At 45.0% G+C, this 24,069-nt stretch carries 24 protein-coding genes; 3 read left to right on the top strand and 21 right to left on the bottom strand.

Translation table 11 applies throughout. The features are described from left to right. Nucleotides 1–161 precede the first annotated feature (161 nt). The 7 genes from rlmM to pomA form a co-directional block, all read right to left on the bottom strand. Entirely contained in the window at nt 162–1,253 is a 1,092-nt protein-coding gene (gene rlmM, locus R7O12_RS20710; RefSeq protein ID WP_017820611.1) for a 23S rRNA (cytidine(2498)-2'-O)-methyltransferase RlmM, read from the bottom strand. Beyond that, complete coding sequence (locus tag R7O12_RS20705; protein WP_042521214.1) at nt 1,250–1,648, bottom strand: DUF423 domain-containing protein; 399 nt, start codon at nt 1,646–1,648, stop codon at nt 1,250–1,252. The genes rlmM and R7O12_RS20705 overlap by 4 nt, the downstream gene beginning before the upstream one ends. Then, complete coding sequence (locus R7O12_RS20700; protein WP_137281757.1) at nt 1,638–2,261, bottom strand: alpha/beta fold hydrolase; 624 nt, start codon at nt 2,259–2,261, stop codon at nt 1,638–1,640. The genes R7O12_RS20705 and R7O12_RS20700 overlap by 11 nt, the downstream gene beginning before the upstream one ends. Continuing rightward, nucleotides 2,242–3,162: a transcriptional regulator GcvA gene (locus R7O12_RS20695; RefSeq protein WP_005383616.1), complete on the bottom strand. Its 921-nt coding sequence runs from the start codon at nt 3,160–3,162 to the stop codon at nt 2,242–2,244. The genes R7O12_RS20700 and R7O12_RS20695 overlap by 20 nt, the downstream gene beginning before the upstream one ends. A gap of 510 nt (nt 3,163–3,672) precedes the next feature. Next, nucleotides 3,673–5,121: a tRNA uracil 4-sulfurtransferase ThiI gene (gene thiI, locus R7O12_RS20690; protein WP_005383617.1), complete on the bottom strand. Its 1,449-nt coding sequence runs from the start codon at nt 5,119–5,121 to the stop codon at nt 3,673–3,675. A gap of 211 nt (nt 5,122–5,332) precedes the next feature. Beyond that, nucleotides 5,333–6,280: a flagellar motor protein MotB gene (locus tag R7O12_RS20685; RefSeq protein WP_042521210.1), complete on the bottom strand. Its 948-nt coding sequence runs from the start codon at nt 6,278–6,280 to the stop codon at nt 5,333–5,335. Nucleotides 6,281–6,294: 14 nt separating this feature from the next. Continuing rightward, on the bottom strand, nt 6,295–7,056 hold the full coding sequence (pomA, locus tag R7O12_RS20680; protein WP_005381564.1) for a flagellar motor protein PomA: 762 nt from the start codon (nt 7,054–7,056) through the stop codon (nt 6,295–6,297). 263 nt (nt 7,057–7,319) lie between these two features. Here pomA and xseB point away from each other — a divergent pair, with 263 nt between their 5' ends. From xseB to dxs, 3 genes are read left to right on the top strand one after another with little or no spacing between them, the layout of a single operon-like run. Beyond that, nucleotides 7,320–7,562 carry an exodeoxyribonuclease VII small subunit gene (xseB, locus tag R7O12_RS20675; protein WP_005381566.1) on the top strand — a complete coding sequence of 81 codons (243 nt, stop codon included), beginning with the start codon at nt 7,320–7,322 and terminating at the stop codon, nt 7,560–7,562. Between the two features lie 21 nt (nt 7,563–7,583). Continuing rightward, entirely contained in the window at nt 7,584–8,468 is an 885-nt protein-coding gene (gene ispA, locus R7O12_RS20670; protein ID WP_033905843.1) for a (2E,6E)-farnesyl diphosphate synthase, read from the top strand. Between the two features lie 20 nt (nt 8,469–8,488). Continuing rightward, nucleotides 8,489–10,354, top strand: coding sequence for a 1-deoxy-D-xylulose-5-phosphate synthase (gene dxs / locus R7O12_RS20665; protein ID WP_033905842.1), 1,866 nt, complete (start codon nt 8,489–8,491; stop codon nt 10,352–10,354). A 47-nt stretch (nt 10,355–10,401) separates the two neighbouring features. On the opposite strand, the gene pgpA is transcribed toward dxs, so the two are convergent. The 14 genes from pgpA to R7O12_RS20595 all read right to left on the bottom strand — a co-directional run bounded on the left by pgpA (nt 10,402) and on the right by R7O12_RS20595 (nt 23,276). Next, nucleotides 10,402–10,908 carry a phosphatidylglycerophosphatase A gene (gene pgpA / locus R7O12_RS20660; protein ID WP_031780838.1) on the bottom strand — a complete coding sequence of 169 codons (507 nt, stop codon included), beginning with the start codon at nt 10,906–10,908 and terminating at the stop codon, nt 10,402–10,404. A 91-nt stretch (nt 10,909–10,999) separates the two neighbouring features. Continuing rightward, complete coding sequence (thiL, locus tag R7O12_RS20655) at nt 11,000–11,965, bottom strand: thiamine-phosphate kinase (protein ID WP_167415050.1); 966 nt, start codon at nt 11,963–11,965, stop codon at nt 11,000–11,002. 78 nt (nt 11,966–12,043) lie between these two features. After that, nucleotides 12,044–12,511, bottom strand: a complete 468-nt coding sequence (nusB, locus tag R7O12_RS20650; RefSeq protein WP_005381571.1) for a transcription antitermination factor NusB — start codon at nt 12,509–12,511, stop codon at nt 12,044–12,046. Further along, nucleotides 12,511–12,981, bottom strand: a complete 471-nt coding sequence (ribE, locus tag R7O12_RS20645) for a 6,7-dimethyl-8-ribityllumazine synthase (RefSeq protein WP_005381572.1) — start codon at nt 12,979–12,981, stop codon at nt 12,511–12,513. Before ribE ends, nusB begins: the two co-directional genes overlap by 1 nt. Nucleotides 12,982–13,150: 169 nt before the next feature. Then, the gene (gene ribBA / locus R7O12_RS20640; RefSeq protein WP_005381573.1) at nt 13,151–14,260 is read right to left on the bottom strand and encodes a bifunctional 3,4-dihydroxy-2-butanone-4-phosphate synthase/GTP cyclohydrolase II; all 1,110 of its coding nucleotides are present in this window, start codon (nt 14,258–14,260) and stop codon (nt 13,151–13,153) included. A 173-nt stretch (nt 14,261–14,433) separates the two neighbouring features. After that, nucleotides 14,434–15,087, bottom strand: a complete 654-nt coding sequence (locus tag R7O12_RS20635) for a riboflavin synthase (RefSeq protein ID WP_005383626.1) — start codon at nt 15,085–15,087, stop codon at nt 14,434–14,436. A gap of 8 nt (nt 15,088–15,095) precedes the next feature. After that, nucleotides 15,096–16,223, bottom strand: coding sequence for a bifunctional diaminohydroxyphosphoribosylaminopyrimidine deaminase/5-amino-6-(5-phosphoribosylamino)uracil reductase RibD (ribD, locus tag R7O12_RS20630; protein WP_158157276.1), 1,128 nt, complete (start codon nt 16,221–16,223; stop codon nt 15,096–15,098). Between the two features lie 7 nt (nt 16,224–16,230). Next, complete coding sequence (gene nrdR / locus R7O12_RS20625) at nt 16,231–16,680, bottom strand: transcriptional regulator NrdR (protein ID WP_005381578.1); 450 nt, start codon at nt 16,678–16,680, stop codon at nt 16,231–16,233. 205 nt (nt 16,681–16,885) lie between these two features. Continuing rightward, nucleotides 16,886–18,136 (bottom strand): glutamate-5-semialdehyde dehydrogenase, encoded by a 1,251-nt coding sequence (locus R7O12_RS20620; protein WP_318126321.1) that lies wholly within the window; start codon nt 18,134–18,136, stop codon nt 16,886–16,888. A 17-nt stretch (nt 18,137–18,153) separates the two neighbouring features. Continuing rightward, nucleotides 18,154–19,293 carry a glutamate 5-kinase gene (gene proB, locus R7O12_RS20615; RefSeq protein ID WP_017820604.1) on the bottom strand — a complete coding sequence of 380 codons (1,140 nt, stop codon included), beginning with the start codon at nt 19,291–19,293 and terminating at the stop codon, nt 18,154–18,156. A 120-nt stretch (nt 19,294–19,413) separates the two neighbouring features. Further along, nucleotides 19,414–19,803, bottom strand: a complete 390-nt coding sequence (crl, locus tag R7O12_RS20610; protein ID WP_005381584.1) for a sigma factor-binding protein Crl — start codon at nt 19,801–19,803, stop codon at nt 19,414–19,416. Between the two features lie 115 nt (nt 19,804–19,918). After that, entirely contained in the window at nt 19,919–21,166 is a 1,248-nt protein-coding gene (gene frsA, locus R7O12_RS20605) for an esterase FrsA (RefSeq protein WP_005381586.1), read from the bottom strand. A 91-nt stretch (nt 21,167–21,257) separates the two neighbouring features. Beyond that, a complete protein-coding gene (gene tet(34) / locus R7O12_RS20600; RefSeq protein ID WP_005381590.1) occupies nt 21,258–21,722 on the bottom strand; it encodes an oxytetracycline resistance phosphoribosyltransferase domain-containing protein Tet(34) in 465 nt (154 codons plus the stop codon). Nucleotides 21,723–21,986: 264 nt separating this feature from the next. Further along, the gene (locus R7O12_RS20595; protein ID WP_005381592.1) at nt 21,987–23,276 is read right to left on the bottom strand and encodes an NCS2 family permease; all 1,290 of its coding nucleotides are present in this window, start codon (nt 23,274–23,276) and stop codon (nt 21,987–21,989) included. Nucleotides 23,277–24,069: the final 793 nt, after the last annotated feature.

Genomic DNA, 24,069 nt, shown 5'->3' with positions numbered 1-24,069 from the left:
GCGCTGAGTTCTTTTAGTTGTTGATTTCATAACACTCTCCAATTTTGGGGTGGAAAGTGTCAACCTTATTTAGGACGACACAACTCAGATATTAAAAAAGCGCCATTTGAAGGCGCTTTTTCTATTCTAATCACTATTCCCAAAAGACTCGGGGAATAAAGTTAGTAAGGTGAAATATTCGACAGACATTGGATATGAATCGTGATTTCTTCACGATCATGATACAAATGTTTAGCTTGTAGCTTGAACTTTACCTTATTATCAATGAGGAACTGCTTCAGATTTTCAAGGTCTTGCAGCACTTCGTCATAACGCCCTTTCATTGGCAGCTTAAGGTTAAAGATGGCCTCTTTTGCCCAACCTTTTAACAGCCACTGTCCCATCAGGTGAGCAACACGAGCTGGCTTTTCCACCATGTCACAAACAATCCATGTTACGTTCTTGCGGTCTGGTTCGAACTTAAAACCATCCACCATATGGTGCTTGATCTGGCCAGTTTCCATCAAACTGTCTGCCATCATGCCGTTATCAACGCAGTGAACGAACATTGAGCGCTTCACTAATTGGTACGTCCAACCGCCTGGACATGCACCTAAATCCACACCCCACATACCTGGTGCCAAACGCTCATCCCACTCTTCACGTGGAATAAAGACATGAAATGCTTCTTCCAGTTTAAGTGTTGAACGACTTGGGGCGTCTGCTGGGAATTTAAGGCGAGGGATACCCATGAAGAACTGTGAGTTGTTGTCAGTGTAAGAGTAACCAACGTAACAGTGGCCAGGCTCAACAAAGCAAATGTGCAGTACTGGTTTTTTCGCGTTATCTTTGTTCAGCATTAAGCCTTTGCCACGCAACGCTTGACGCATTGGGACGGTAAACTTACGGCAGAATTTCAGTAGCTCTTTCGCTTCATTTGTATCTGGCGTTTCAATTCTCAAATCACCACAACGAGGGAATGCTTCGATGTCTGCTAGTTCATTCAAAATTGGACTAATGCGGTCATCGCTTGGCAACGATTGAAACTCAGCTGCTACCGCAAACATTTGTCGAGCAAAAATTAAAGACTTAAAGTCTAAACCTCTCGCAAGTTTGTCGGCATCTCCATCTTGGTAACACTCGAAGACAACATAACCTGAGTTTCTCTTCACACGAGGGAAGCCATACACTTCCAACTGTGTCGCTTTGTCCTGAATTTCACCAGCACACTCTTTCTCAAAGCCAGAACGACAATAGAGCATTAGTTGTTTCACTTGGAGACCTCTTTGATATTGAACGCAGCAAAAAAGAACAGACACCAACCAATCATGAACAGCAACCCTCCCACAGGAGTAATTGGCCCAAACCACTTAATGCCCGTCAGCGCCAGCGCGTAAAGACTGCCGCTAAAACAAAAGATGCCGATAATAAAGCAAATCGCCGCAATGAAAAAATACTTTTGTGCTTTTTGTCCCAAATTGAGCAGAAGCAGAATGGCACAAAACACAATCGCCAACGTATGAATAAATTGATACAGAACTCCGGTCTCAAATACACCGAGCAAATAAGGGGCCAGTGTCGCTTTTAGCCCATGAGCAGCAAATGCTCCAAGAGCGACCGAAATCAGCCCAGACAGAGCAGAGAATGAGAGTAACCACTTACTTTTCACTGTACACCTCTTTTATAAACGCCGCTAACTTCTCTATCGCGAGTGCAATGTTACCCACTTCAGTATGACCTGAGATCTTGCGCGGTTTGAAGCTGTGGTCACCATCAGGTAAAAAGCTCACCGTTACTTGTGACGAAAGGACGAAATCATCGAATTCCTCACGCTTACCAAAGGTGTCTCGTTCCCCTTGCAGAATCAGCGTAGGTTTCTCAATGGTTGCTAAGTGCTCGCCTTTGTATTTCTCTGGCTTTCCTGGCGGGTGAAATGGAAACCCTAAACAGGCAATGCCCGCCACCAGCTCATTTTCAGCCAACAAGCTCGACATACGACCGCCCATTGACTTACCACCAATAACCACGGGAGAAGAAGTAAAGTGAGCGATCACTTCGCTGTATGCTTCGAGCAACTTTGGCGCGCGATCGGGCGGACGCTTTTTGCCATCTTCCGAACGTTTCACCATGTAAGGGAAATTAAAACGCACTACACGAATACCTTGCTCCACTAATCCTTTGGCGACCGCTGTCATGAAATCATGCTCCATCCCCGCACCTGCGCCGTGAGCAAAAATAAACAGCGGTCCGTTTTCAGGTCCCTCAGCTATCCAGTGATTCATCCAATACTTCCTCTTGTTCTTTTCTCGCGGTTGCTAACATCCAGTCTCTAAACGTTGCGATTCGGCCCATATCTGCCTGCTGTTCATGACACACCACATAGAATGCATTCTTAGATATCAACACCTCGTCGAATGGTGCAATGAGTCGTCCGGCTTCCATTTCAGGTTTGGCGAGTACGTTGTTACCGAGCGCGACCCCCTGACCGTGCGCAGCAGCCTGTAGCACCATCGTTGAGTGACTAAAAATAGGACCGTGGTTTACGTTGATGCCTTCAATGTTGTAATGACGAGCAAACTGCTTCCAGTCTTTACGCGAAGTATCGTGTAACAAAGTATGTAATTTGAGGTCACTTAAAGATTCTAATGGTTTGTTACCCAAAAGTAATGAAGGTGAACAAAGTGGGATCAAAAACTCTTGGTACAATTTATCTGCTCGCAAACCTGGCCAGTTCCCACGGCCATAGTAGATCGCCACATCAACATCATCAGTCAGTGAGCCTTCATCCATATCTACGGCTTTAATACGTACATCGATATCGGGCTCTTGAGCATTAAAATCGGCCAAACGAGGTACAAGCCATTGGATAGCAAAACTCGGCGGTAGGCTAATCGTCAATGCCCCTTTTTCGCTACGTTCCAACACCTTATCTGTCGCTTCCGCAATCGAGGTGAAAATATCTTTGATATCGAGAAAGTAACTTTGGCCTTCTTCTGTTAACAACAAAGAACGATTACGTCGACGGAAGAGCTTCAATGATAAGAACTCTTCAAGCGCTTTAATCTGGTGACTGACCGCGGCTTGAGTAACAAATAACTCTTCTGCTGCTCGTGTAAAACTGAGATGACGAGCAGCCGCTTCGAAGACTCGAAGCGAATTTAATGGAGGCAATCTGCGAGACATATGGGACCTCTAATAGGATTAGTTTTTTTAATCTGAAACATTATAAAATGTCCGTTGTCGAACAGCCAGATAAATTCTATATTTCACCCCGCAACACGGGCCTGAACGGCTTGATTTCTTTGGAAATCAATTGGCTTCGTTGTTGCGATGTTGTGTTTGCAAACTCGTATTTCGAGTTAGGTAGATTTCTACCATAATGTTTTGTCCACACTCCCTGTGACAAAACATATACTTCCTGTATTTATTTTTGACCTGTCTGTCAAATTTGTTACACCGCCTAAATTAGGCGGTGTTTTTTTATCTATCAAAAATCTCATCCGCATATCTGGCAGCAATATCACTTTATTACTCTTCTTTCGGATTAATTATCGTTATATCAACACAAAGTGTATGGCTTTGCGATGAGCCTCAACATTATGCTAAGTAATGGTTGTCTGTAACGCGATCAAAAACAAAAAAGGCGCAAATTGATGTCTCAATTTGCGCCTTTTAACGTATTTTAACAGTCAGCTATGGACGGTAAACCTTTACGTTGCTGAAGCCTTGCTCTTGCAAGTAAAGCGCTTGCAGACGGCTCATCACACCGCGGTCACAGTAAAGTAGGTATGTCTTAGACTGGTCTAAGTCACCAAACTGTGTACCCAGCTTGTAGAAAGGGATATGTTTCACATCCACACCTTCGATTTCAAGTGGGTTATCGTCTTCCTCTTCAGGACTACGAATATCTAGCACAACCGCGTGCTCTTCTACCGCTTGAACTTGCTCTACTTCTGGTGCGGCTTGCTCAGACTCTTTCGCGATATCACGAATGTCCATCATGCGAGCTTCTTGAACCACTTGCTCAAGGATACTGAAGTCGAATTTCTCTTCTTCAGCTTCTAGCTTGCCTTTCACCGCTTTCACGGTTGGCTTCTTAGAGATAACACCACAGTATTCTGGCATTGTCTTTGCGAAATCTTCTGTGCCGATTTCACGTGCTAGATTGATGATGTCTTCTTTATCCCAGTTGATAAGTGGACGCAGAATCAGCGTGTCAGTTACGTTATCGATGTGGCGTAGATTGGTTAGCGTTTGGCTCGATACTTGACCTAGTGCTTCACCTGTTACCAATGCTTCGATCTTCATCTTCTGAGCGATCATGCCTGCTGCACGCATAAACATACGCTTCAAGATCACGCCCATTTGGCCGTCATCGACTTTCTCTAGGATTTCCGCAACCACAGGCTCGAAATCAACTGAGATAAAACGTACTTTTGCTGAAGAACCGTATTTGTTCCATAGGTAGTGAGAAACCTGCTTAACGCCGATTTCGTGTGCTGGACCACCTAAGTTAAAGAAGCAGTAATGTACTTTTGAACCACGCTTGATATGAAGATAGCTTGAAACACCAGAATCGAAACCACCCGAGATCAGGCTTAACACGTCTTCTTGCGTACCCAGAGGGAAACCACCTAGGCCTTTATGACGAGACAATACTTGGTTTAGCTTGTCGTTCGAGACTTCTACCTTGATCGTCACGTCTGGGTTTCGTAGCTTAACACTAGCGCTTTCAATCGCTTGATTTAAACCACCGCCTACATAACGCTCTAGTTCAATGGAGGTAAAGTCATGCTTGCCACGACGCTTCGCACGTACAACAAAGGTTTTATTTTCGAGTGCAGCACGGTTGAGTTCTAGCACTTGCTCGAAGATATCGTGCAAGTCTTTAAATTCAGTTTGCTTCACTTCCAGTACGTGGTGAATGCCTGGTGTATGAGTCAAAACCTCAAGAACTTCAGCGTGGAATTCGTTACTCTCAGAGGTCACTTCAATGTGATCACGACGGTTAAATACCGCGACAGACTCCGTGCGGCTCTTAATGATGTTACGAATGTTGCACTCTAAAATCTTTGTGAAGCGCTTACGCACAGATTCACTTTTTACAAAAATTTCTGGATGGGGCTTTACAATAAATTTCATAGTCTAATTCGCAGGTTAGTTTCGCAATCAACAAAGAGTGACACTCAACTTCAATACTTCATACGCAGTAAAACCGCGTTTCAGTCACAAAAAGTAGTCTGAGCTCACTTTTAAGGCGCAAGATTATACACCCAAGCGGATTGGAAAAACAAAAAAAGCGAGCAATCTGCTCGCTTTCTTATCTCTTTACTGACTTAAAACTAAAGCCTAGTTATTGAATTACCGGCACTTCTTCACTGTAGAGAGGCTCGCCTTGCATAATGCTGATTTCAACCCGTCGGTTAAGCGCGCGATTTTCATCAGAATCATTCGGTAACAAGGGCTCCGTATCCGCCATACCCCGCACTCTCAAACGTTGATGAGAGAAGCCTCTCACTTTCTCCATCTCTTGCGCGACTGATACTGCACGCTGAGAAGAGAGATCCCAGTTAGAACGATAAAGTTCCGAGTCTAGCGGTCGATTGTCTGTATGGCCAGATACTCGAACAATGCCTGGCACGTCTTTTACTAGCTCTGCAATCTGACGAACTAAAGGACGAAACTTAGGCTGCAAGAAGGCCGAACCTTCTGGGAATGCACCTTTTTCACGCATACGTATAACAATCTGCTGACCGAGGTTTTCAACTTCAATGGCGCCTTGTTCAATCTCTCGCTCTAAGGCTTTCTTGATGCTTTCCATCAAGGTTTCCATCTCTTGCGACATCTCTTTAGATTGCTGTTGCTGCATGTCCGCTTCGGCAGATTCATTGTTTTGAGTTGACGTTTCTGGCGATTGCCCACCCGTTAACTTGCCTTCATCACGTTTTGTGCCACCAGCTCGATCAGACTCCCCTTCATGAAATTCGAGCGTCTGCTGAGTGATGTCCATGGTTTGCTGCATGATGACATCAATCGGAGTTGGCTCCGGCCGACCCGGTCGAAACTCTTGGGCAATAATGCTAGTACCTTTGGGAATGTCTTTCACTTCAAGCTGATTTTGCACACCGAAGGCAAATTTCATTGATCCTGCAATTTGTTTGAACTTCAGTACATCCATCTCAGAAAACGAGAGCAGAAGAACAAAGAAACACATCAGTAGCGACATTAAGTCTGCGAATGTCCCCATCCATAACGGGAGGCCAGGTGGCGGACAATCGCATTTGTTATCTTCATCATCCATCACTACTCTCCAAGTTACTCGTCAATCTCAAGGGCACGTTTACCTTCATTGAGGTAGTTCTTCAAGTAACTATCGATCACTCGTGGGTTTTGGCCATCTTGAATCGCTAATACGCCATCCATGATCAAACGGCGATTTAGCGTTTCTTGGTCACGGCGAAGAGAAAGCTTATCCGCAATAGGGAAAAACACCATATTGGACAGGATCGCACCATACAATGTGGTCAAGAGTGCAACGGCCATTGCTGGTCCAATCGCTTTAGGGTCATCCATGTTTGAAAGCATCGCAACAAGACCAACCAAGGTGCCAATCATTCCCATCGCAGGAGCAACGTCGCCAAAGGCGCGAAATACACCAGTACCTTGCGTATGTCGTTCATCCGTAAGCGCGATGTCTTTTTTGAGTGCCGCTCTCACAACGTCGGCATCATGGCCATCAACCAGTAGATCAATGCCTTTCTGCATGAATGTGTTGTTTATTTCCATCTCTTCAAGAGCAAGAAAACCACCTTTACGCGCCGCATCGGCCATTTCCACAATTTTTGCGATCAGGTCTTCGGGTTCATCCGCTTTAAACATGAAGGCTTTGCCAGCAATCTTTGTCGCACCAAAAAACTGTCCCATTGTGAACTTCATCAACACGACGAATATTGAGCCACCAACGACAATAAGGATCGACGTGACATCGACAAACATGCCGATGCTGCCACCAAGCACCATCGCCATAATGACGAATGCAAAACCACCAATCAAACCTAATAGGGTTGCTAAATCCACAAAGCACTCCTCACGCTATACTCAAATACTGCCATTGGGCGGATTATTACCTGTATCGACAACTCGCGCAGAATTTTTAGAAAAATCTTAGCTAATGGATCACAAATTACACTTAACAACCTCAACCAAAATATGGGGTTTCACCGCTTAGACTCGTTGAACGCTAATTTTGTGACAATTATATAAGGTTAAATTTGACCAAGTTACTAGGCTAAGGTAACTTTCGTGCATCTTACCCGAGGCTTGATTAAGGCAGAAAAAAGATGGCGGTCAAGAAACCAGAAAACATGACCTTTGAAGCAACCATTGAAGAGCTTGATAGCTTGGTTGATCAATTAGAAAATGGCGATCTTGCTCTAGATGATGCCCTGCGTAAGTTTGAACGAGGCATTGCCTTAGCTCGTGCAGGCCAAACTAAATTAAGCGACGCCGAACAGCGCGTGAGCATTCTTCTTAGTGAAGATGATGAAGCACCACTGAGTGACTTCAAACCAGATTCAGAATAACAATCAGTAGTGAGCAATGTGATGCAACAGACATTGACGTCTTTTCAACAAAGAAACAATCAGCAATTGAATTTGTGGCTCGATCAGCTTCCATATCAAGAGCAGCCATTGATTCAAGCAATGAAATACGGCCTTTTGCTAGGTGGGAAACGCGTTCGCCCTTTTCTTGTTTACATCACAGGTCAAATGCTCGGCTGTAAACCTGAAGACTTAGACACCCCCGCCGCTGCTATCGAATGTATACATGCCTACTCACTCATTCATGATGATCTGCCAGCCATGGACGATGATGAACTGCGTCGAGGTCAACCAACTTGTCATATTAAGTTTGATGAAGCAACCGCAATACTGACAGGTGATGCACTACAAACCCTTGCCTTCACTATTATTGCTGATGGTCAATTAAGCCCGGCGGCAGAAGCTCAACGCATCAGCATGATCAAAGCCTTAGCGCATTCCTCTGGTGCCAGCGGCATGTGTGTAGGGCAAGCCTTAGATTTAGGCGCGGAAAATCGCCAAGTTTCTCTTGAAGAAATGGAAGAGATACACCGTAAAAAAACCGGAGCTCTGATTGATTGTGCGGTAAAATTAGGTGCATTAGCTGCTGGTGAGAAAGGTATCGAGGTTCTACCTCACTTGGAGCGCTACTCAAAAGCAATTGGTTTGGCGTTTCAGGTTCAAGACGATATTCTTGATATCATCAGTGACACAGAAACACTGGGTAAGCCTCAAGGTTCCGACCAAGGTCTGAATAAGAGCACTTATCCTTCCCTGCTGGGTTTAGAGGGAGCCATAGAGAAAGCTCACACTCTGTTACAGGAAGCACTTCAAGCATTGGAAGCTATCCCATACAATACTCAGTTACTCGAAGAGTTCGCCCGATATGTCATCGAGCGCAAAAATTAACACTATAAGCGCGCATTTATATGACTCTTGATATTTCAAAGTACCCAACACTGGCGTTAGCAAATACACCGGAAGAATTACGTCTTCTTCCGAAAGAAACATTACCAAATCTGTGTGATGAACTGCGAACGTATCTGCTAAATTCAGTGAGCCAATCTAGCGGACACTTAGCGTCTGGCTTAGGCACCGTAGAGCTAACTGTCGCTCTGCATTATGTTTACAACACCCCTATCGACAAATTGATCTGGGATGTTGGTCATCAGGCTTACCCGCACAAAATCCTCACCGGACGTCGCGATAAAATGCCAACAATTCGCCAAAAGGATGGTCTACACCCTTTCCCTTGGCGTGAAGAAAGTGAATATGACACCTTATCTGTCGGCCACTCTTCGACATCGATTAGTGCAGGTCTTGGCATGGCCATCAGCGCACAAAAAGAAGGTAAAGGTCGCAAAATCGTCAGTGTGATTGGTGATGGCGCAATTACAGCAGGCATGGCATTCGAAGCCATGAACCACGCTGGCGACGTTCATCCTGATATGTTGGTGATTTTGAACGACAACGAAATGTCTATTTCAGAAAACGTCGGCGCCCTGAATAACCACCTTGCAAAAGTACTTTCTGGTAGCTTGTACACTTCTATCCGTGAAGGCGGTAAAAAAGTGTTGTCTGGTGTTCCACCTATTAAAGAGTTGGTTCGCCGTACGGAAGAACACCTAAAAGGCATGGTGGTGCCTGGTACTCTGTTCGAAGAGTTCGGCTTTAATTACATTGGCCCGGTTGATGGGCACGACGTCAATGAACTCGTCAAAACGCTGAAAAATATGCGTGAGCTCAAAGGTCCTCAATTCCTACACATCATGACCAAGAAAGGCAAAGGTTATGAGCCTGCCGAGAAAGATCCTATCGGCTACCATGCAGTGCCGAAGTTCGCACCGGCAAACAATAGCTTACCGAAGAGCAGTGGCGGTAAGCCAACTTACTCAAAGATCTTCGGTGACTTTTTATGTGACATGGCGGCCCAAGATCCTAAGCTAATGGCAATTACGCCAGCAATGCGCGAAGGATCAGGTATGGTGCGTTTCTCAAAAGAGTACCCAGACCAATACTTTGATGTGGCGATTGCTGAGCAGCACGCAGTGACACTGGCAACAGGCATGGCAATTGCGGGCGATCATCCAATCGTTGCTATCTATTCGACTTTCTTGCAACGTGGTTATGACCAATTGATCCACGACATCGCGATCATGGACTTACCAGTGATGTTTGCGATCGACCGCGCAGGTCTCGTTGGCGCAGATGGTCAAACTCACCAAGGTGCGTTCGATCTAAGCTTTATGCGCTGTATTCCGAACATGGTGATCATGGCGCCAAGCGACGAAAACGAGTGCCGACAAATGCTTTACACTGGCCATAAGCATTCTGGCCCGAGTGCGGTTCGATACCCTCGTGGTAGCGGCATGGGCGTAGAAATCGAAACTGAGTTTACGGCGTTAGAAATCGGTAAAGGGCGCATGGTTCGCCAAGGTGAAAAAGTTGCTATTCTGAACTTTGGTACTTTCTTGGGTAACGCGCTAGAAGCGGCAGAATACCTTAACGCCACTGTTGCTGATATGCGCTTTGTGAAGCCGCTCGATGAAGCATTAATTCGTCAATTAGCCACAGATCATGACGTGCTCGTGACGTTAGAAGAAAATGTTATCGCGGGTGGTGCTGGTGCTGGTGTCGTTGAGTTCATGATGAAAGATAAAATCATTAAACCTGTGTTGAACCTAGGTTTACCAGATGAGTTTATTCATCAGGGAACACAAGATGAACTGCATGAAGAGCTTGGTCTCGATGCAAAAGGAATTGAAAAATCCATCTTGGATTATTTAGCAAAATAGAATGTAAAAAGGGATGCTCATAGCATCCCTTTTTTTACGGTCAACGTTTAATTCATCCAGCCCGCATATTTTGCGACTAGAAACAGGGCAACACCGGCCATAACTCCCGCCACGATATCATCAACCATAATACCCAGCCCACCGTGAACTCGCTTATCTAGCCACCCAATTGGCCAAGGTTTTACCATATCGAAAAAACGAAATAAGATGAAGCCAGTGATCAACCACTTCCATTCAGTGAGTGGAATATTCAGTGCAGGTACAATGCTCATCGTAATCCAAAAGCCTGCAAACTCATCCCATACGATTGAACCATGATCATGTACTTTCATGTCTGCAGAGGTCACTTGGCATATTTGAATGCCGATCACACACGAAATCAGAACAACAATGACATACGCCGTAAATGGTAATTGTGCCAACAACAAAAAGAAAGGCACGGCCGCCAGTGTGCCCATTGTTCCAGGGATAAACGGGGATAATCCACTGCCAAAACCCGTCGCCAATAGATGCCACGGGTTCTTTAATGAAATCAGAGAAAGAGGGTTGGTCATATCCTTAAACCTATACTGCTAGTTTGGTTTCAATCGTCATGCCTGTGAGTTGCTCAATAGTAACAGGCTCTTGGCTAGAGCTTAGCTCAGATCATTTAAAGTGGTCGAAGCCACTTAAGTCCCAATCAAGTGGTTGATTGTTATCATGCAGCTCGAAGGTTCCATTTGGTCGGATTTGACCAATACATGTGACCTTACAGCCAGTATGAGATAAAGCGCTTTGTAACGAGCCTCGATTTTGCTCCGGCACGGTAAAACACAACTCGTATTCTTCGCCACTTGCTAAAGCATACTGCTGCGCGCTGATCTTATCATCTAAAAACTGGACTAATTCTGAAGAGATCGGTAGCTGAGAGACATCAATACTCACCCCAACCTGAGATCGCTGTAAAATGTGCTTAATATCAGAGATTAAACCATCTGAAATATCTATCGCCGAAGAGGCTAGGCCAACAAGAGCTTGTCCAGCAAGCACACGCGGAGAACTAAGGTAATGAGCTCGCTCTAGTGCTTCCGCGCCGGCTCTGCTGCGCAGAGAGTCATCTAGAATCACATCCAAGCCAGCTTTTGCATCGCCAAGGTTTCCCGTTACATATACCCAATCCCCAGGCTTTGCGCCGGATCGCGTGAGAGCTTTACCTTCAGGTACAAAACCTTGCACCGTGAGTGTCAGACACAATGGCCCTTTGGTGGTATCACCGCCTATTAACTGAATACCATAGTAATCAGCCAGTTCGAAAAATGCATCACAGAAAGGTGCAAGCCATTCTTCATCTGGCTCGGGCATCGTTAATGCAAAGCTCACCCATGCAGGCGTTGCTCCCATCGCTGCCAAATCACTGATGTTAGAAGCCAATGCTTTGTGTGCGACCCATGCTGGGTTCGCGTCGGCTAAGAAATGCGTTCCAGCTACCAATGTATCCGTGCTAATCGCAATCTGAACATTAGCTGGCGCTTTGACCAAAGCACAATCATCACCAGCGGCTAGATGGACATCTTTACGTTGGCTCTGACGACCGACGAAGTACTTGTCTATCAGATTAAATTCACCAGACATAATTCACTTACTTTTTGATGTAAAAGCTTTTGATACAAAAAAGGTCAGCATGTGCTGACCTTTTCATTGAAGAAATCGTTATTTCTTACGAATGTGAGGTGCTGCTTTATCAAGTACACCATTCACAAACTTGTGGCTATCTTCTGCTGCGAAAACTTTTGCAAGTTCAATCGCTTCATTGATAACAACTTTGTAAGGAACATCTTCGCGACGAGTCATCTCGTACATAGCAAGGCGAAGAAGAGCAAGTTCCATCATATCTAAATCCTGCATAGGACGAGAAATGTATGGACGAATTTTGCTATCTAGCTCAGCGTGGCTAAGTACAACACCGCTTAATAGTTCACGGAAGTAAGCTACGTCTGTCTCTGGAGCAGCAAGCGCTGGCTCAGATGCATGAAGTTCTTCTTCATCGTATTTGTCGCCAGACAAAAACTGTTCTTCAATCTTGGCAACATTCTCTTTAGTAATTTGCCATGAGTAGATCGCCTGTAGAGCGAATTGACGTGCGTTACGACGTGCGGCTGGTTTCACACTGGCCCCCATTAGGAATCAATTTCAGATAGTACATTAATCATTTCAAGTGCGCTTAGTGCAGCCTCTGCACCTTTATTACCAGCCTTGGTTCCTGCGCGTTCAATCGCTTGATCGATCGTATCAACAGTCAAAACACCAAATGCTACTGGAATGCTGAATTCCATAGACACTTGTGCTAGACCTTTGTTCATTTCACTACAAACATAGTCAAAGTGAGGCGTTCCACCGCGAATAACAGACCCTAGAGAAACAATAGCGTCGAATTTGCCAGTTTTAGCAACACGCTGAGCTACTAGAGGTAGTTCTACGGCACCTGGACAACGCACAACCGTGATGTTGTCTTCGCTTACTTGTCCGTGACGCTTTAGTGTATCGATCGCACCAGAAAGTAGGCTTTCGTTAATAAAACTGTTGAAACGAGAAATAACGATAGCAATTTTTGCATTTGGCGCTGGGAAGCCACCCTCGATCACTTTCATAAGCTTTCCTTTAACTCTATTTATAAGTGAAATATGTTCATCAAGTGAGAATCGCCGGATTCTAGCACAAATTTGTGAGCAATATCTAATGGAAATTGAAGGCAAATCACCGGTTCCTAGCCATTGACGAGTTAAGCACGTCAAAGACTAGGAACTTATTGTTCGGTTGTTACTCGCAGACGTACTCAACAACGTTCAGACCAAAACCACCTAACGCGTGGTACTTTTTGTTGGTCGATGACAGAAGGCGCATATCATGTACACCGAGATCCGCAAGAATCTGTGAACCAACGCCAACACGGCGAGACGTGCCTTGTTTTTTAGCAAGCGTTGGGGCTTCACCTTTGTCTTGCGCTTCGAACATCTTCACGCGATGAATAAGTAGATCGGTCGATTCTTCATGGCCAAGAACAACCAGCACACCGCCTTCTTCACCAATGCGTTTCATTGCCTTATCTAGTGTCCAGCTGCGCTCTGCATTACGATCGCTACGTAGTAAGTCGGTAAAAACGTCTTGAAGATGAACGCGAACCAGTGGCGCTTTTTCTTTCAAATCGCCCTTGCACATTGCGTAGTGCACTTGGTTATCAATGGTGTCTTTGTAAGTGACTAACGTGAACTCGCCAAACTCTGTCGGTAGCTTGCACTCTGCCACACGTTCAATCGTTGTCTCAGTGTTATTGCGGTACTCAATTAGGTCGGCAATAGTGCCCAATTTAATACCGTGCTTCTCTGCAAAGATCTCTAGATCTGGGCGACGAGCCATGGTGCCGTCGTCATTTAAGATCTCAACAATCACCGATGCTGGCTCTAAACCAGCAAGACGAGCCAAATCACAGCCAGCTTCAGTGTGACCTGCGCGAGTCAGTACACCGCCGTCTTGAGCTGCGAGAGGGAAGATGTGACCAGGCTGCACCAAATCCGCAGCTTTAGCGTTTGGCGCGACTGCTGCTTGAACGGTACGTGCGCGATCTGCGGCTGAAATACCAGTCGTTACCCCTTCTGCTGCCTCAATCGAAACAGTAAAGTTGGTGGTGTATTGCGCATTATTGTCTTGCACCATTGGTGGCAGACCTAGACTTTCGCAACGATCTTTGGTCATGGTTAAACAAATCAGGCCACGGCCATAGGTTGCCATAAAGTTGATGGCTTCCGGCGTAATATGCTCGGCAGCCATGATCAAGTCACCTTCATTCTCGCGGTCTTCATCATCCATTAGGATGACCATTTTGCCTGCGCGAATATCATCAATAATTTCTTGTGGCGTACTGATTGGCATAGTCTGTTATCCCGTTATTCTAAATTTGTTATTGCGACAGCAATGAAAAATTACGTTGCAGTGAATGCTAGTTAGGTCAATAGTTTGAGCTTTGCATTAAGCAAGTCAATGAATCTCGCGGTGTTCTGTGAGTCTGCTCTTTATCGCATGCCTCACGCAGCCACTCCCAAGACTTATGCAAAACCGTTTTGCTGTAAAAAGTCCATCGTGATACGAGACTCGGCCTTATCTTCTTGTTGTCCTTGCAGTAAACGCTCCATATAACGCGCAAGTACATCAACTTCTAAGTTGACTTTGCGCCCCACTTGAAACTGGTCAATCGTAGTTTCTTCACTCGTATGAGGAACGATCGTCAGCTTAAAAGCATTTTTACGTAAGTCGTTGACGGTTAGGCTAATACCATCAACAGTAATCGAGCCTTTCTCTGCAACGTACTTGCTAATTTCCGCAGGCATTGCAACCCAAAACTCTATCGCACGGCCAACTGAATTGCGTTCGACAATTTCACCAACCCCATCGACATGGCCAGAAACGATATGTCCACCCAATCGCGTTGTTGGCAACATGGCTTTTTCTAGATTCACCTTATCGCCTACTTGGTAATCAGCAAACCCAGTTTTCTTCAAGGTTTCTAATGACAGATCAGCACTGTAATAGTGGCTTCCGAAGTCAACTACCGTTAAGCAAACACCATTGGTCGCAATGCTATCGCCTAACTTAACGTCTGACATATCAAGCGTACCCGTTTCAACCGTGACGGTGATGTCTTCGCCCTTCGGCGTAATCGCAGCTAACTTGCCCACTGCTTCTACTATTCCTGTAAACATACTATTTCTTATCTAATTTCATTACGTTTTATGGTGGCGGTGATGCGAATGTCTACCCCAACCATACGAACGTCTGTAATGTTTAAATCTATGACGTCAGCCATAGCGCTTAACCCTAAAGCACCGATAAGCCCCCGACCATCGCTGCCCATGAGTTTTGGCGCAAGGTAAACAATGAGCTCATCTACAAGATTAGCCTTTATCATCGCACTCGCTAGCGTAGCTCCAGCTTCAACCCATAAGTGATTGATGTGGTGCTCATCCGAGATACGTTTTAATGTCGTTGATAAGTCAATTTGGTCAGCGCTGTCCAATAGAGGGATACAGTCTCCATCAGAGCGAACAATAACTCGTTCTCCATCGGTATGGAACAGCTTGAGCGCATCAGTTAAATGGTTCTGACGGTCTAAGATTACACGTACTGGTTGACGAAGCTCTTCTTGTAAATACTGCGCTTGAACACTATTAGGTAAGTCATCCCAGCGCACATTGAGTGATGCATTATCATCAATCACCGTTTTGCTAGTAGAAAGAATGCCACCACTTATCGCTCGATAACGCTGCACATCTTGGCGGGCCGCTGGGGAGGTGATCCATTGGCTCTGACCATTACTGAGTGCGCTTTGCCCATCCAAACTGGCTGCCATTTTTAATTGAACAAACGGCATGCCTGTACGCATGTACTTTATAAAACCAGGGTTAAGGGCAAGGGCATCTTGCTCTAACAAGCCGATTTGTACTTCAACTCCGGCATCACGCAACATCTGGATGCCGCGACCTGCAACTTTCGGGTTTGGGTCTACCATGGCGCAAACCACACGTGCCACTTTGGCTTTAATCAGCCCTTCGGCACATGGCGGTGTACGGCCGTAATGAGAGCAAGGTTCTAGCGTCACATAAGCGGTTGCACCAACCGCTTTTTCACCCGCCATGCGCATCGCGTGCACTTCGGCATGCGGCTCACCAGCACGATGGTGATAGCCTTCACCGACAATTTCTTCATCACGAACGATGACACACCCTACATTTGGATTAGGGGCGGTGGTATAAATGCCACGTTTCGCTAACTTAATAGCTCGTGACATCATGGCGAAATCTAAATCAGAAAACGCTCTTTCAGGAGTGTGTTGAGTCATGAGCTACTCAGTCTTCTAGGCGGGCAATCTCTTCGCCAAACTCGCGAATATCTTCAAAGCTTCGGTAAACGGAAGCGAAACGAATGTAAGCCACCTTATCGAGCTCTTTGAGCTGGTCCATGACTAAATTACCAATCATTTCACTCGGAACCTCTCGCTCACCCGTCGCACGCAGTTGTGATTTGATCATACTGATCGCTAACTCTATAGAATCGGCACTCACTGGGCGTTTCTCTAAAGCGCGTTGAATACCGCCAACCATTTTATCTTCATCAAATGGTTCACGGTTGCCATTCGATTTGATCACTTTAGGCATCACTAACTCTGCGCTTTCAAACGTAGTGAAACGCTCGCTACACGCCAAGCACTGACGGCGACGTCGAACTTGATGGCCATCAGCCACTAAGCGGGAATCAATAACTTTGGTATCGTTCTCGGAACAAAAAGGACAATGCATATCACCTCCATATCTATACCAAAATAACCTCATGAGCAATCACGGAAACCACGCGTTCATGGTTATACGGACTCTATTAAAGCTATTTGGGTATAACGCTTTCAAACCGAAATAAAAGCTCATGTAGTGTAGCGGAATTGGTATGTTAGACAAAACAAAAAGGGGCGCAAAGGCCCCTTTTTCACTCAATATCTCGTCGAATGTGTTAACTGCGTGCTAAGTAGTTCGCTTTACCAACCCACTTGTAGCTAGTTAGCTCTTCTAAGCCCATCGGACCGCGTGCATGTAGCTTTTGCGTAGATACTGCGACTTCTGCGCCAAGGCCAAATTGCGCACCGTCTGTAAAGCGCGTTGAAGCATTCACATAAACCGCCGCCGAACCGACAGAATTGATGAACAGTTCTGAGTTTTCCAAACTATTGGTCATGATCGCATCTGAGTGGCTCGCGTTATGGACACGCATATGATCAATGGCATCTTTCACATCAGACACAACTTTTACACCAAGAGTGTAGCTCAACCATTCCGTATCAAAGTCACCTTCAACAGCATCGCGAATTTGTGTTGCTTGAGCCATCAGTGCTTTTGCCTTAGGCTCTGTCACGAAGGTCACTTTATCGTTCATGCGCTCTACGATCATTGGTAGGAATTGCGCTGCAATTTTTTCATGCACGAGCAGCGTATCTAATGAGTTACACGCAGATGGACGTTGAACTTTAGAGTTCTCAACCACATTCAGGGATTTCTCTAGATCAGCGGATTCGTCGACAAAGATATGGCTGATACCAAAGCCACCAATAATCACCGGAATCGTGCTGTTTTCTTTACACATTTTGTGTAGGCCAGCACCACCGCGTGGAATGATCATGTCGACGTAATCGTCCAACTTAAGCAATTGAGAAACAAGCTCACGATCTGGTTTTTCAATGTACTGCACAGAAGCGGCTGGAAGGTTCGCCTTTGCGAGCGCAGACTGAATAACCTTCACTAATTCCATATTCGAGAAAAAGGTCTCTTTGCCACCACGTAAAATGCTTGCGTTGCCGGTTTTCAAGCACAACGCTGCGATATCAATGGTTACGTTTGGACGCGCTTCATAAATTACGCCCACGACACCAAGCGGCACGCGACGACGAGACAGTGACATCCCATTTTCCAGTACCTTACTGTCTATTTCGCTGCCTACAGGATCGTTCAAGCTAATGACGTTGCGAACATCATTCGCAATTGCAGTCAATCGTTCTTCATTAAGCAAAAGGCGATCGAGCAGCGCATCGGTTAAACCCGCTTCACAGCCAAGTTCGATGTCTTTAGCGTTTGCCGCCAAAATAGCAGCAGAGTTTGCTTCTAGCTCATCAGCAATGATGGCTAATGCTTGGTTTTTTTGCGCAGTTGACGCTGTCGCTAATTCGAAAGCTGCATCTTTAGCAGCTTTACCCATATTCGTTAAATCCACTTTGCTTCCCTCTAATTCTATTCCTGAATGACGACCAAATCATCGCGGTGAATCACCTCAGAGCCATAATCATGACCCAAAATAGAGATGATATCTTTACTGTGCTTACCCGTAATTTTAGTTAGGTCATCACTTGAGTAGGCGCTGATGCCACGAGCCACCAACTTACCGTGAGCGTTTGTTACACGCGCCACTTCGCCTCGTGCGAAGTCACCACTAACTTTGATGACCCCTTTAGCAAGTAGGCTACTGCCCTTGCCGACCACAGCATTGACTGCACCATCATCAATAATGATGTCGCCCGATGCCGCAGGTCCCGCTAGAATCCAGCGTTTACGGTTCTCTAAGGCTTCAGCGCAAGGTAGGAAGCGCGTGCCCTGAGGTTCAGCACTTAAAGAGTCAAAGATAACATTCGGCGCACTACCAGCAGCAATAATAACCTCTATACCTGCGCGGCGAGCGATGTCTGCGGCTTGCAGCTTCGTTGCCATACCACCAGTACCCAATGTTGTACCGCTTCCACCTGCGATTTTACGCAGCGTATCGTCGATGGTTTTTACTTCCTTGATAAGCTCTGCGTTCGGATCTCTACGAGGGTCAGCAGTAAACAGACCTTTTTGGTCCGTTAAAAGCAAGAGCTTATCTGCACCACATAAAATGCCTACCAAAGCGGAAAGGTTGTCGTTATCGCCAACTTTAATCTCGCTAGTCGCAACGGCATCATTTTCGTTTACGATAGGAACAATATCGTTCGCAACGAGCGCATTAATAGTGTCACGCGCGTTAAGGAATCGCTCACGATCTTCTAAATCGGCACGGGTTAGTAGCATTTGGCCGATCTTGATACCATAAATACCAAACAAAGACTCCCATGTTTGAATCAAGCGACTCTGCCCCACCGCGGCAAGTAACTGCTTACTCGCCATCTCGTTGGGCAATGCGGGGTAACCAAGATGCTCACGGCCTGCTGCAATCGCACCAGACGAAACCATTACGATTGAATGGCCTTGTTTTTTAAGCTCAGCACACTGGCGTGCTAACTCAACCATGTGTGCACGGTCGAGCGCCAAAGTGCCGCCTGTCAGCACACTTGTACCCAGTTTCACAACGACAGTTTGTGGTTGTGAAACAACTGCATTTTGTTGATTCGTTGTCATGATGTCTTCTGAAGTGAAAAACAAATAAAGAGGGATGTTTTAACAATCAAATAGGGAATTAACAAGAGAAAAGGTGCGTTTTCGCACCTTTTTGTTTGGTATTAAATGAAAACAACCAAATTAAGCGAAATCGAAAGACTCCGTGTGATATTCGACTTCTAATTTGAAGTGTTCTTCTAAAGTATCAACCAGCTTTTGATGGAATGTGCTCTGCGTGAGATACACTTCCTCTACCACTTTTTTGGGAAGGGCTTCAGATACCCATTGCCCTTCTTTGTTGTACTTGCCAATATGATATTTAGCAGTAAAGCCTCCCTCGATGGATTCCAAATCCATCCACCAGCCCCAAAATTCACGCTTCTCAGGCGATTTTTTGTCGTCTACACATACAGATAAACAATCAAAATAATAGCGCCCTTCTTGCGATTGTGGTTCGCGCAGGTAAGGCCCTATCGCCTTCAACTTAGACATCAAGCGAAAGTGAGTCGGGCCCTGAGTCGTCTCTGACATATGAATCTCCGTTTTCATAGTTAAAAGTAAACACCCAAGAATGATTATTATTTTTAATTATCATGAGCTTATTTTTTGCTCAGATATATCACTCTTAACTAATTTAGGAGAATTGTCACCCTAATAATTCATCTTCTAGCCACTTTATGGCTAAATCGAGGGATTGCTCATATCCTTTTGTAATTGTTTTGGAACTGATTTTTTTCGCTCTACCATACTGGCTAAATAGAGCAACAAGTTGATTATCACTGTGTGGCGACACTGGATCGCCTTCAAGACTCAAAGCCAAAATAGGCACTTTGGTTTTTCGACTGCTCAGGAAGCCCTGAACCTTCAATGACCACGCCATCATCTGACCAGCCATGCTATTAATATCAACCGCATTTTTCCCCAAACGGGAAGCCAAAAGATCTAAGTACATCTTCGGCATTTTTTGCAACTTCTGAGGGGAAGTAAAAATATCATGTACGGGTGCGCCTAGAGCGACACAAGCTTTGATCTTTTCTTGCTCGACAAAAGAGAGTCTGATCATGGCATTACCACCAAAACGAAACCCAACTAACCCCACTTTGTGATGATCAACCCAAGGTAGCGAGTAAAGCTCATTCAATACCGCTTGATGTAGGCAACTTGAATTCTCGGTCAAGGGCCAATGAGAGCTATGCCCTACCGAAGGCATGTCCACGGTTAACATCGCAATATCTCGCGGTGCAAGACGATTACGGAACAAACGCCACATGTCGGTTTGTAGGGTATCCAAACCAGCGCTCACCATTACCACAGGCAACTGTTTATCCGTTCTTGGTAAATGGAGGTTCGCGATGATTTTGCGATTTTGGTAAGGCACTTCAATTTGCTTGATGGTGTACTTAGTTTTTTCTGCGCCGTCAGAATACGCTTTGTTTGCCAGAACTTGAGCTTGCGATGCCAAGTTGTCATTTTTTAAATGTGGGTAGCCTGCAATACTAAAACACAAAGAAGCAGTGAAGAGTTCATCCGCTGCCTCTTCTCCTTGCATTTCATTTGCTCGCTTCTGATGATCCATACCAAGCTTGATCCACTCAAATGTCCAGTTACCACTGTGATAACCCATTACAGTGTCTAACCAATCATCATTGGTTCGCGAGTGAGAAGATGAAGCAATTTTGGACAGTACGCCTTCCATTTCGATCGGAGACAATCCTTGCCAAGCCCATTGCAAGCGACGCAAATGACGATACCAAGCACGATCACCTTGCGCTTCTCGTTCATCAAGTATTTTTTTACTGGTCGGCATGTACTGGGTAAGCGCGGAGGTTTCTTTTGCTTGCTTATGTTTCACGAACAAAGTTTCGGAAAGATTTTTACTGACGTCTTCAGACATAGGAAGAACCCTAGGCTATTAGCATGATTTAATATCATAATAAAAAAAATGCCCCTATAAAGGGGCATTTCTCAATATTCTTTAACCGCGCTTATTTTTGCTTGCGGTTTACTGGCTCAGCATACTGGATTGACATATCCCAAGGCTGCTCGATCCAAGTGTCTTGAGCAATATCTACAACGTAATCATCCAGCAGCTCTTTGCCTGATGGTTTCGCACACACAGCGATCATTTTCGCTTTTGGATACATCTCACGTAGTTTGCGCGCTGTATCACCACTGTCTACTAGGTCTTCAACGATTAGGTAACCTTCGCCATCACCTTCAGGTGCTTTTAGTACCGTCATATCGCGCTGATGATCATGGTCGTAGCTTGAAATACAGATTGTATCAACGTAACGAATACCCAGTTCACGAGCCAAAATAGCGCCAGGAACCAAACCGCCGCGGCTTACCGCCCAAATTCCTTTCCATTGCTCAGCTGGCATTTGTTTCTCAGCCAGTTCACGGCAGTAAGTCTGCATTGCATCCCAAGTGATAATGAATTTTTTACTCATTGTAATAACCTAATAATTTGAAAATATGCATCCTCAAAATCTAGCGAAGTCACTCAAAAGCGGAATGCTCACTAACTTCTCCAAAATGTTTGGAGACGAGGATTTCAAGCTGCGCAAACGATTATTCTACCGAAACACACCGCTAATACCAACGGTGATATCAAAATTCTCTGCCTATTCCGCAGAAAAACCGTCTTCTGTGAACAACGTAAAAAAAGAAAAAGCCAGCGTGAATAAATCCACACTGGCTTTTTGCTCGAGAAATTAACCGACGAGGTATTTAACGATGAAGATGGCTGACATCACCCATACACTCATCGACACTTCACGGCCCTTACCGCTGAATAACTTGATCGCCGCGTATGCGATAAAGCCTAACGTGATACCTTCTGCAATCGAGAATGTTAGCGGCATAACTAAACAAGTCACAACAACTGGGGACGCTTCAGTTAGGTCACGCCAATCAATGCTTACTAGCCCAGACAGCATCAAGATCGCCACATAGAATAGCGCACCTGACGTTGCATAAGCAGGGATCATACCCGCAAGTGGTGAGAACAATAGAGCAAGTAGGAAGAGTACACCAACAACCACGGCTGTTAGACCAGTACGCCCACCCGCAGCCACACCAGAAACGCTTTCAATATAAGATGTCGTGTTGGAGGTACCAAGTAATGCACCTACTGACGTTGCTGTTGAGTCTGCAAGTAACGCTTTGTTTAAACGAGGGATGTTGCCATTCTCATCAGTTAGACCTGCTTTTTGAGAAACGCCAACGAGCGTACCTGCGGTGTCAAATAAATCGACAAATAGGAAAGCAAATACGACGGAAATCATGCCTACTTCAAACAAACCAGAGAAATCCAGTTGCATGAAAGTTGGCGCAATGCTTGGTGGCGTTGACATAATACCGCCCCACTGCACATCACCAAATAGAAGACCGAGCGCTGTAACGCCAAGAATGGCGATCATCACCGCACCTTTCACACCACGGTGAACCAGTGCAATCGTAAGAAAGAAGCCAATCGCGGCCAATACAGATGGCAATGATGTGATCTCTCCCATAGAAACTAATGTCGCTGGGTTATCAACGACGATACCTGCATTTTTTAATGCGATAAACGCTAAGAAAAGACCAATACCAGCTGAAATACCTGTTCGTAGAGAATGCGGGATCGAGTTAATAATCCACTCACGGATCTTAAATACGCTTAAAAGAATGAACAGAAGGCCAGAAACAAATACAGCCGCTAACGCAACTTGCCACGTATAACCCATTCCCAATACAACAGAGTAAGTGAAAAATGCGTTCAGGCCCATTCCTGGTGCCTGTGCGATTGGGTAATTCGCAACAAATCCCATAATAAAACAGCCGATTGCGGCAGCAAGACAAGTCGCGACAAAAATGGCACCACGGTCCATACCGGTATCCGACAGGATCGCTGGGTTTACAAAAATAATGTAAGCCATAGTTAGGAAGGTCGTAACACCTGCAATGATCTCAGTACGCACATTTGTGCCATTTTCACTGAGTTTAAAAAGCCTCTCGAGCATGATCGAATCCTGTAAAGGTAAAAAAGTAAACGGTTGCGTAATCGATTGGCGGGAATTATAAAGTTATCAAATAGCAAATTCTAGATAGAATCTTCACTCTAATGCGTTTTTTTTCTTTGGATATGAAACACATTCTCTAACCTATCAAAGTAGGCAAAGGAATATATTCTTACAAAACAATAGGTAACCTAGATAACACAGTTCCCTAAAAGAGAATAAAAACTGAGCAATGTACTAAACTTTCAGATGAAAAAGGCCCATTTTTAACATGGTATCTAACAGATTTGGTGGAAAAGTCGATAAAACCGAAGAATGGGGAATAGAAGAAGGCTTTGATGACAATAAGTGAGTCAGGAAGAGAAAATAGAGATAAAAAAACGCCACCCAATTTGGGTGGCGGTGAATCATGTCAGCACTATCACTGAAAAAAAATTCCAATTTATAGGGGTGAACAAACTGTTCGAGTCACATGCGTTGACTTCACTTAGTAGCCAAAGCTTGTTGGGTATACAAAGTTACCGGTGTAAACAGACTTGCTATTCCAGAACATTGTACTTGGTAAACCTTTCATAACTATCACCTTTTAAATCAATTAAACATTCGTTGATTTCTCGGTTCCTTGGAGGCGATAAAACGGACTCATCCTTTGAGCATTTCATTCTTCTCTCAGAAGCTGGTTACAAATATACCACCAAGAAATTTAATTACAAGCATTTTAGTGATTGGAATCACAAAAAATGCACAAATTGACCTTTATCAAAGTTTACGTGTAATTAAATTACAATTTTATGAA

The organism is Vibrio sp. Vb1574 (assembly GCF_033338675.1).
This window is presented reverse-complemented; position numbering and strand designations above follow the sequence as displayed.

Bases quoted from the DNA above. Each gene is read 5' to 3' on its own strand.
- R7O12_RS20700 (WP_137281757.1), bottom strand. From the start codon at position 2,261: ATGAATCACTGGATAGCTGAGGGACCTGAAAACGGACCGCTGTTTATT.
- R7O12_RS20695 (WP_005383616.1), bottom strand. From the start codon at position 3,162: ATGTCTCGCAGATTGCCTCCATTAAATTCGCTTCGAGTCTTCGAAGCG.
- thiI (WP_005383617.1), bottom strand. From the start codon at position 5,121: ATGAAATTTATTGTAAAGCCCCATCCAGAAATTTTTGTAAAAAGTGAA.
- R7O12_RS20685 (WP_042521210.1), bottom strand. From the start codon at position 6,280: ATGGATGATGAAGATAACAAATGCGATTGTCCGCCACCTGGCCTCCCG.
- xseB (WP_005381566.1), top strand. From the start codon at position 7,320: ATGGCGGTCAAGAAACCAGAAAACATGACCTTTGAAGCAACCATTGAA.
- ispA (WP_033905843.1), top strand. From the start codon at position 7,584: ATGCAACAGACATTGACGTCTTTTCAACAAAGAAACAATCAGCAATTG.
- dxs (WP_033905842.1), top strand. From the start codon at position 8,489: ATGACTCTTGATATTTCAAAGTACCCAACACTGGCGTTAGCAAATACA.
- pgpA (WP_031780838.1), bottom strand. From the start codon at position 10,908: ATGACCAACCCTCTTTCTCTGATTTCATTAAAGAACCCGTGGCATCTA.
- thiL (WP_167415050.1), bottom strand. From the start codon at position 11,965: ATGTCTGGTGAATTTAATCTGATAGACAAGTACTTCGTCGGTCGTCAG.
- nusB (WP_005381571.1), bottom strand. From the start codon at position 12,511: ATGGGGGCCAGTGTGAAACCAGCCGCACGTCGTAACGCACGTCAATTC.
- ribE (WP_005381572.1), bottom strand. From the start codon at position 12,981: ATGAAAGTGATCGAGGGTGGCTTCCCAGCGCCAAATGCAAAAATTGCT.
- ribBA (WP_005381573.1), bottom strand. From the start codon at position 14,260: ATGCCAATCAGTACGCCACAAGAAATTATTGATGATATTCGCGCAGGC.
- R7O12_RS20635 (WP_005383626.1), bottom strand. From the start codon at position 15,087: ATGTTTACAGGAATAGTAGAAGCAGTGGGCAAGTTAGCTGCGATTACG.
- ribD (WP_158157276.1), bottom strand. From the start codon at position 16,223: ATGACTCAACACACTCCTGAAAGAGCGTTTTCTGATTTAGATTTCGCC.
- nrdR (WP_005381578.1), bottom strand. From the start codon at position 16,680: ATGCATTGTCCTTTTTGTTCCGAGAACGATACCAAAGTTATTGATTCC.
- proB (WP_017820604.1), bottom strand. From the start codon at position 19,293: ATGACAACGAATCAACAAAATGCAGTTGTTTCACAACCACAAACTGTC.
- crl (WP_005381584.1), bottom strand. From the start codon at position 19,803: ATGTCAGAGACGACTCAGGGCCCGACTCACTTTCGCTTGATGTCTAAG.
- frsA (WP_005381586.1), bottom strand. From the start codon at position 21,166: ATGTCTGAAGACGTCAGTAAAAATCTTTCCGAAACTTTGTTCGTGAAA.
- R7O12_RS20595 (WP_005381592.1), bottom strand. From the start codon at position 23,276: ATGCTCGAGAGGCTTTTTAAACTCAGTGAAAATGGCACAAATGTGCGT.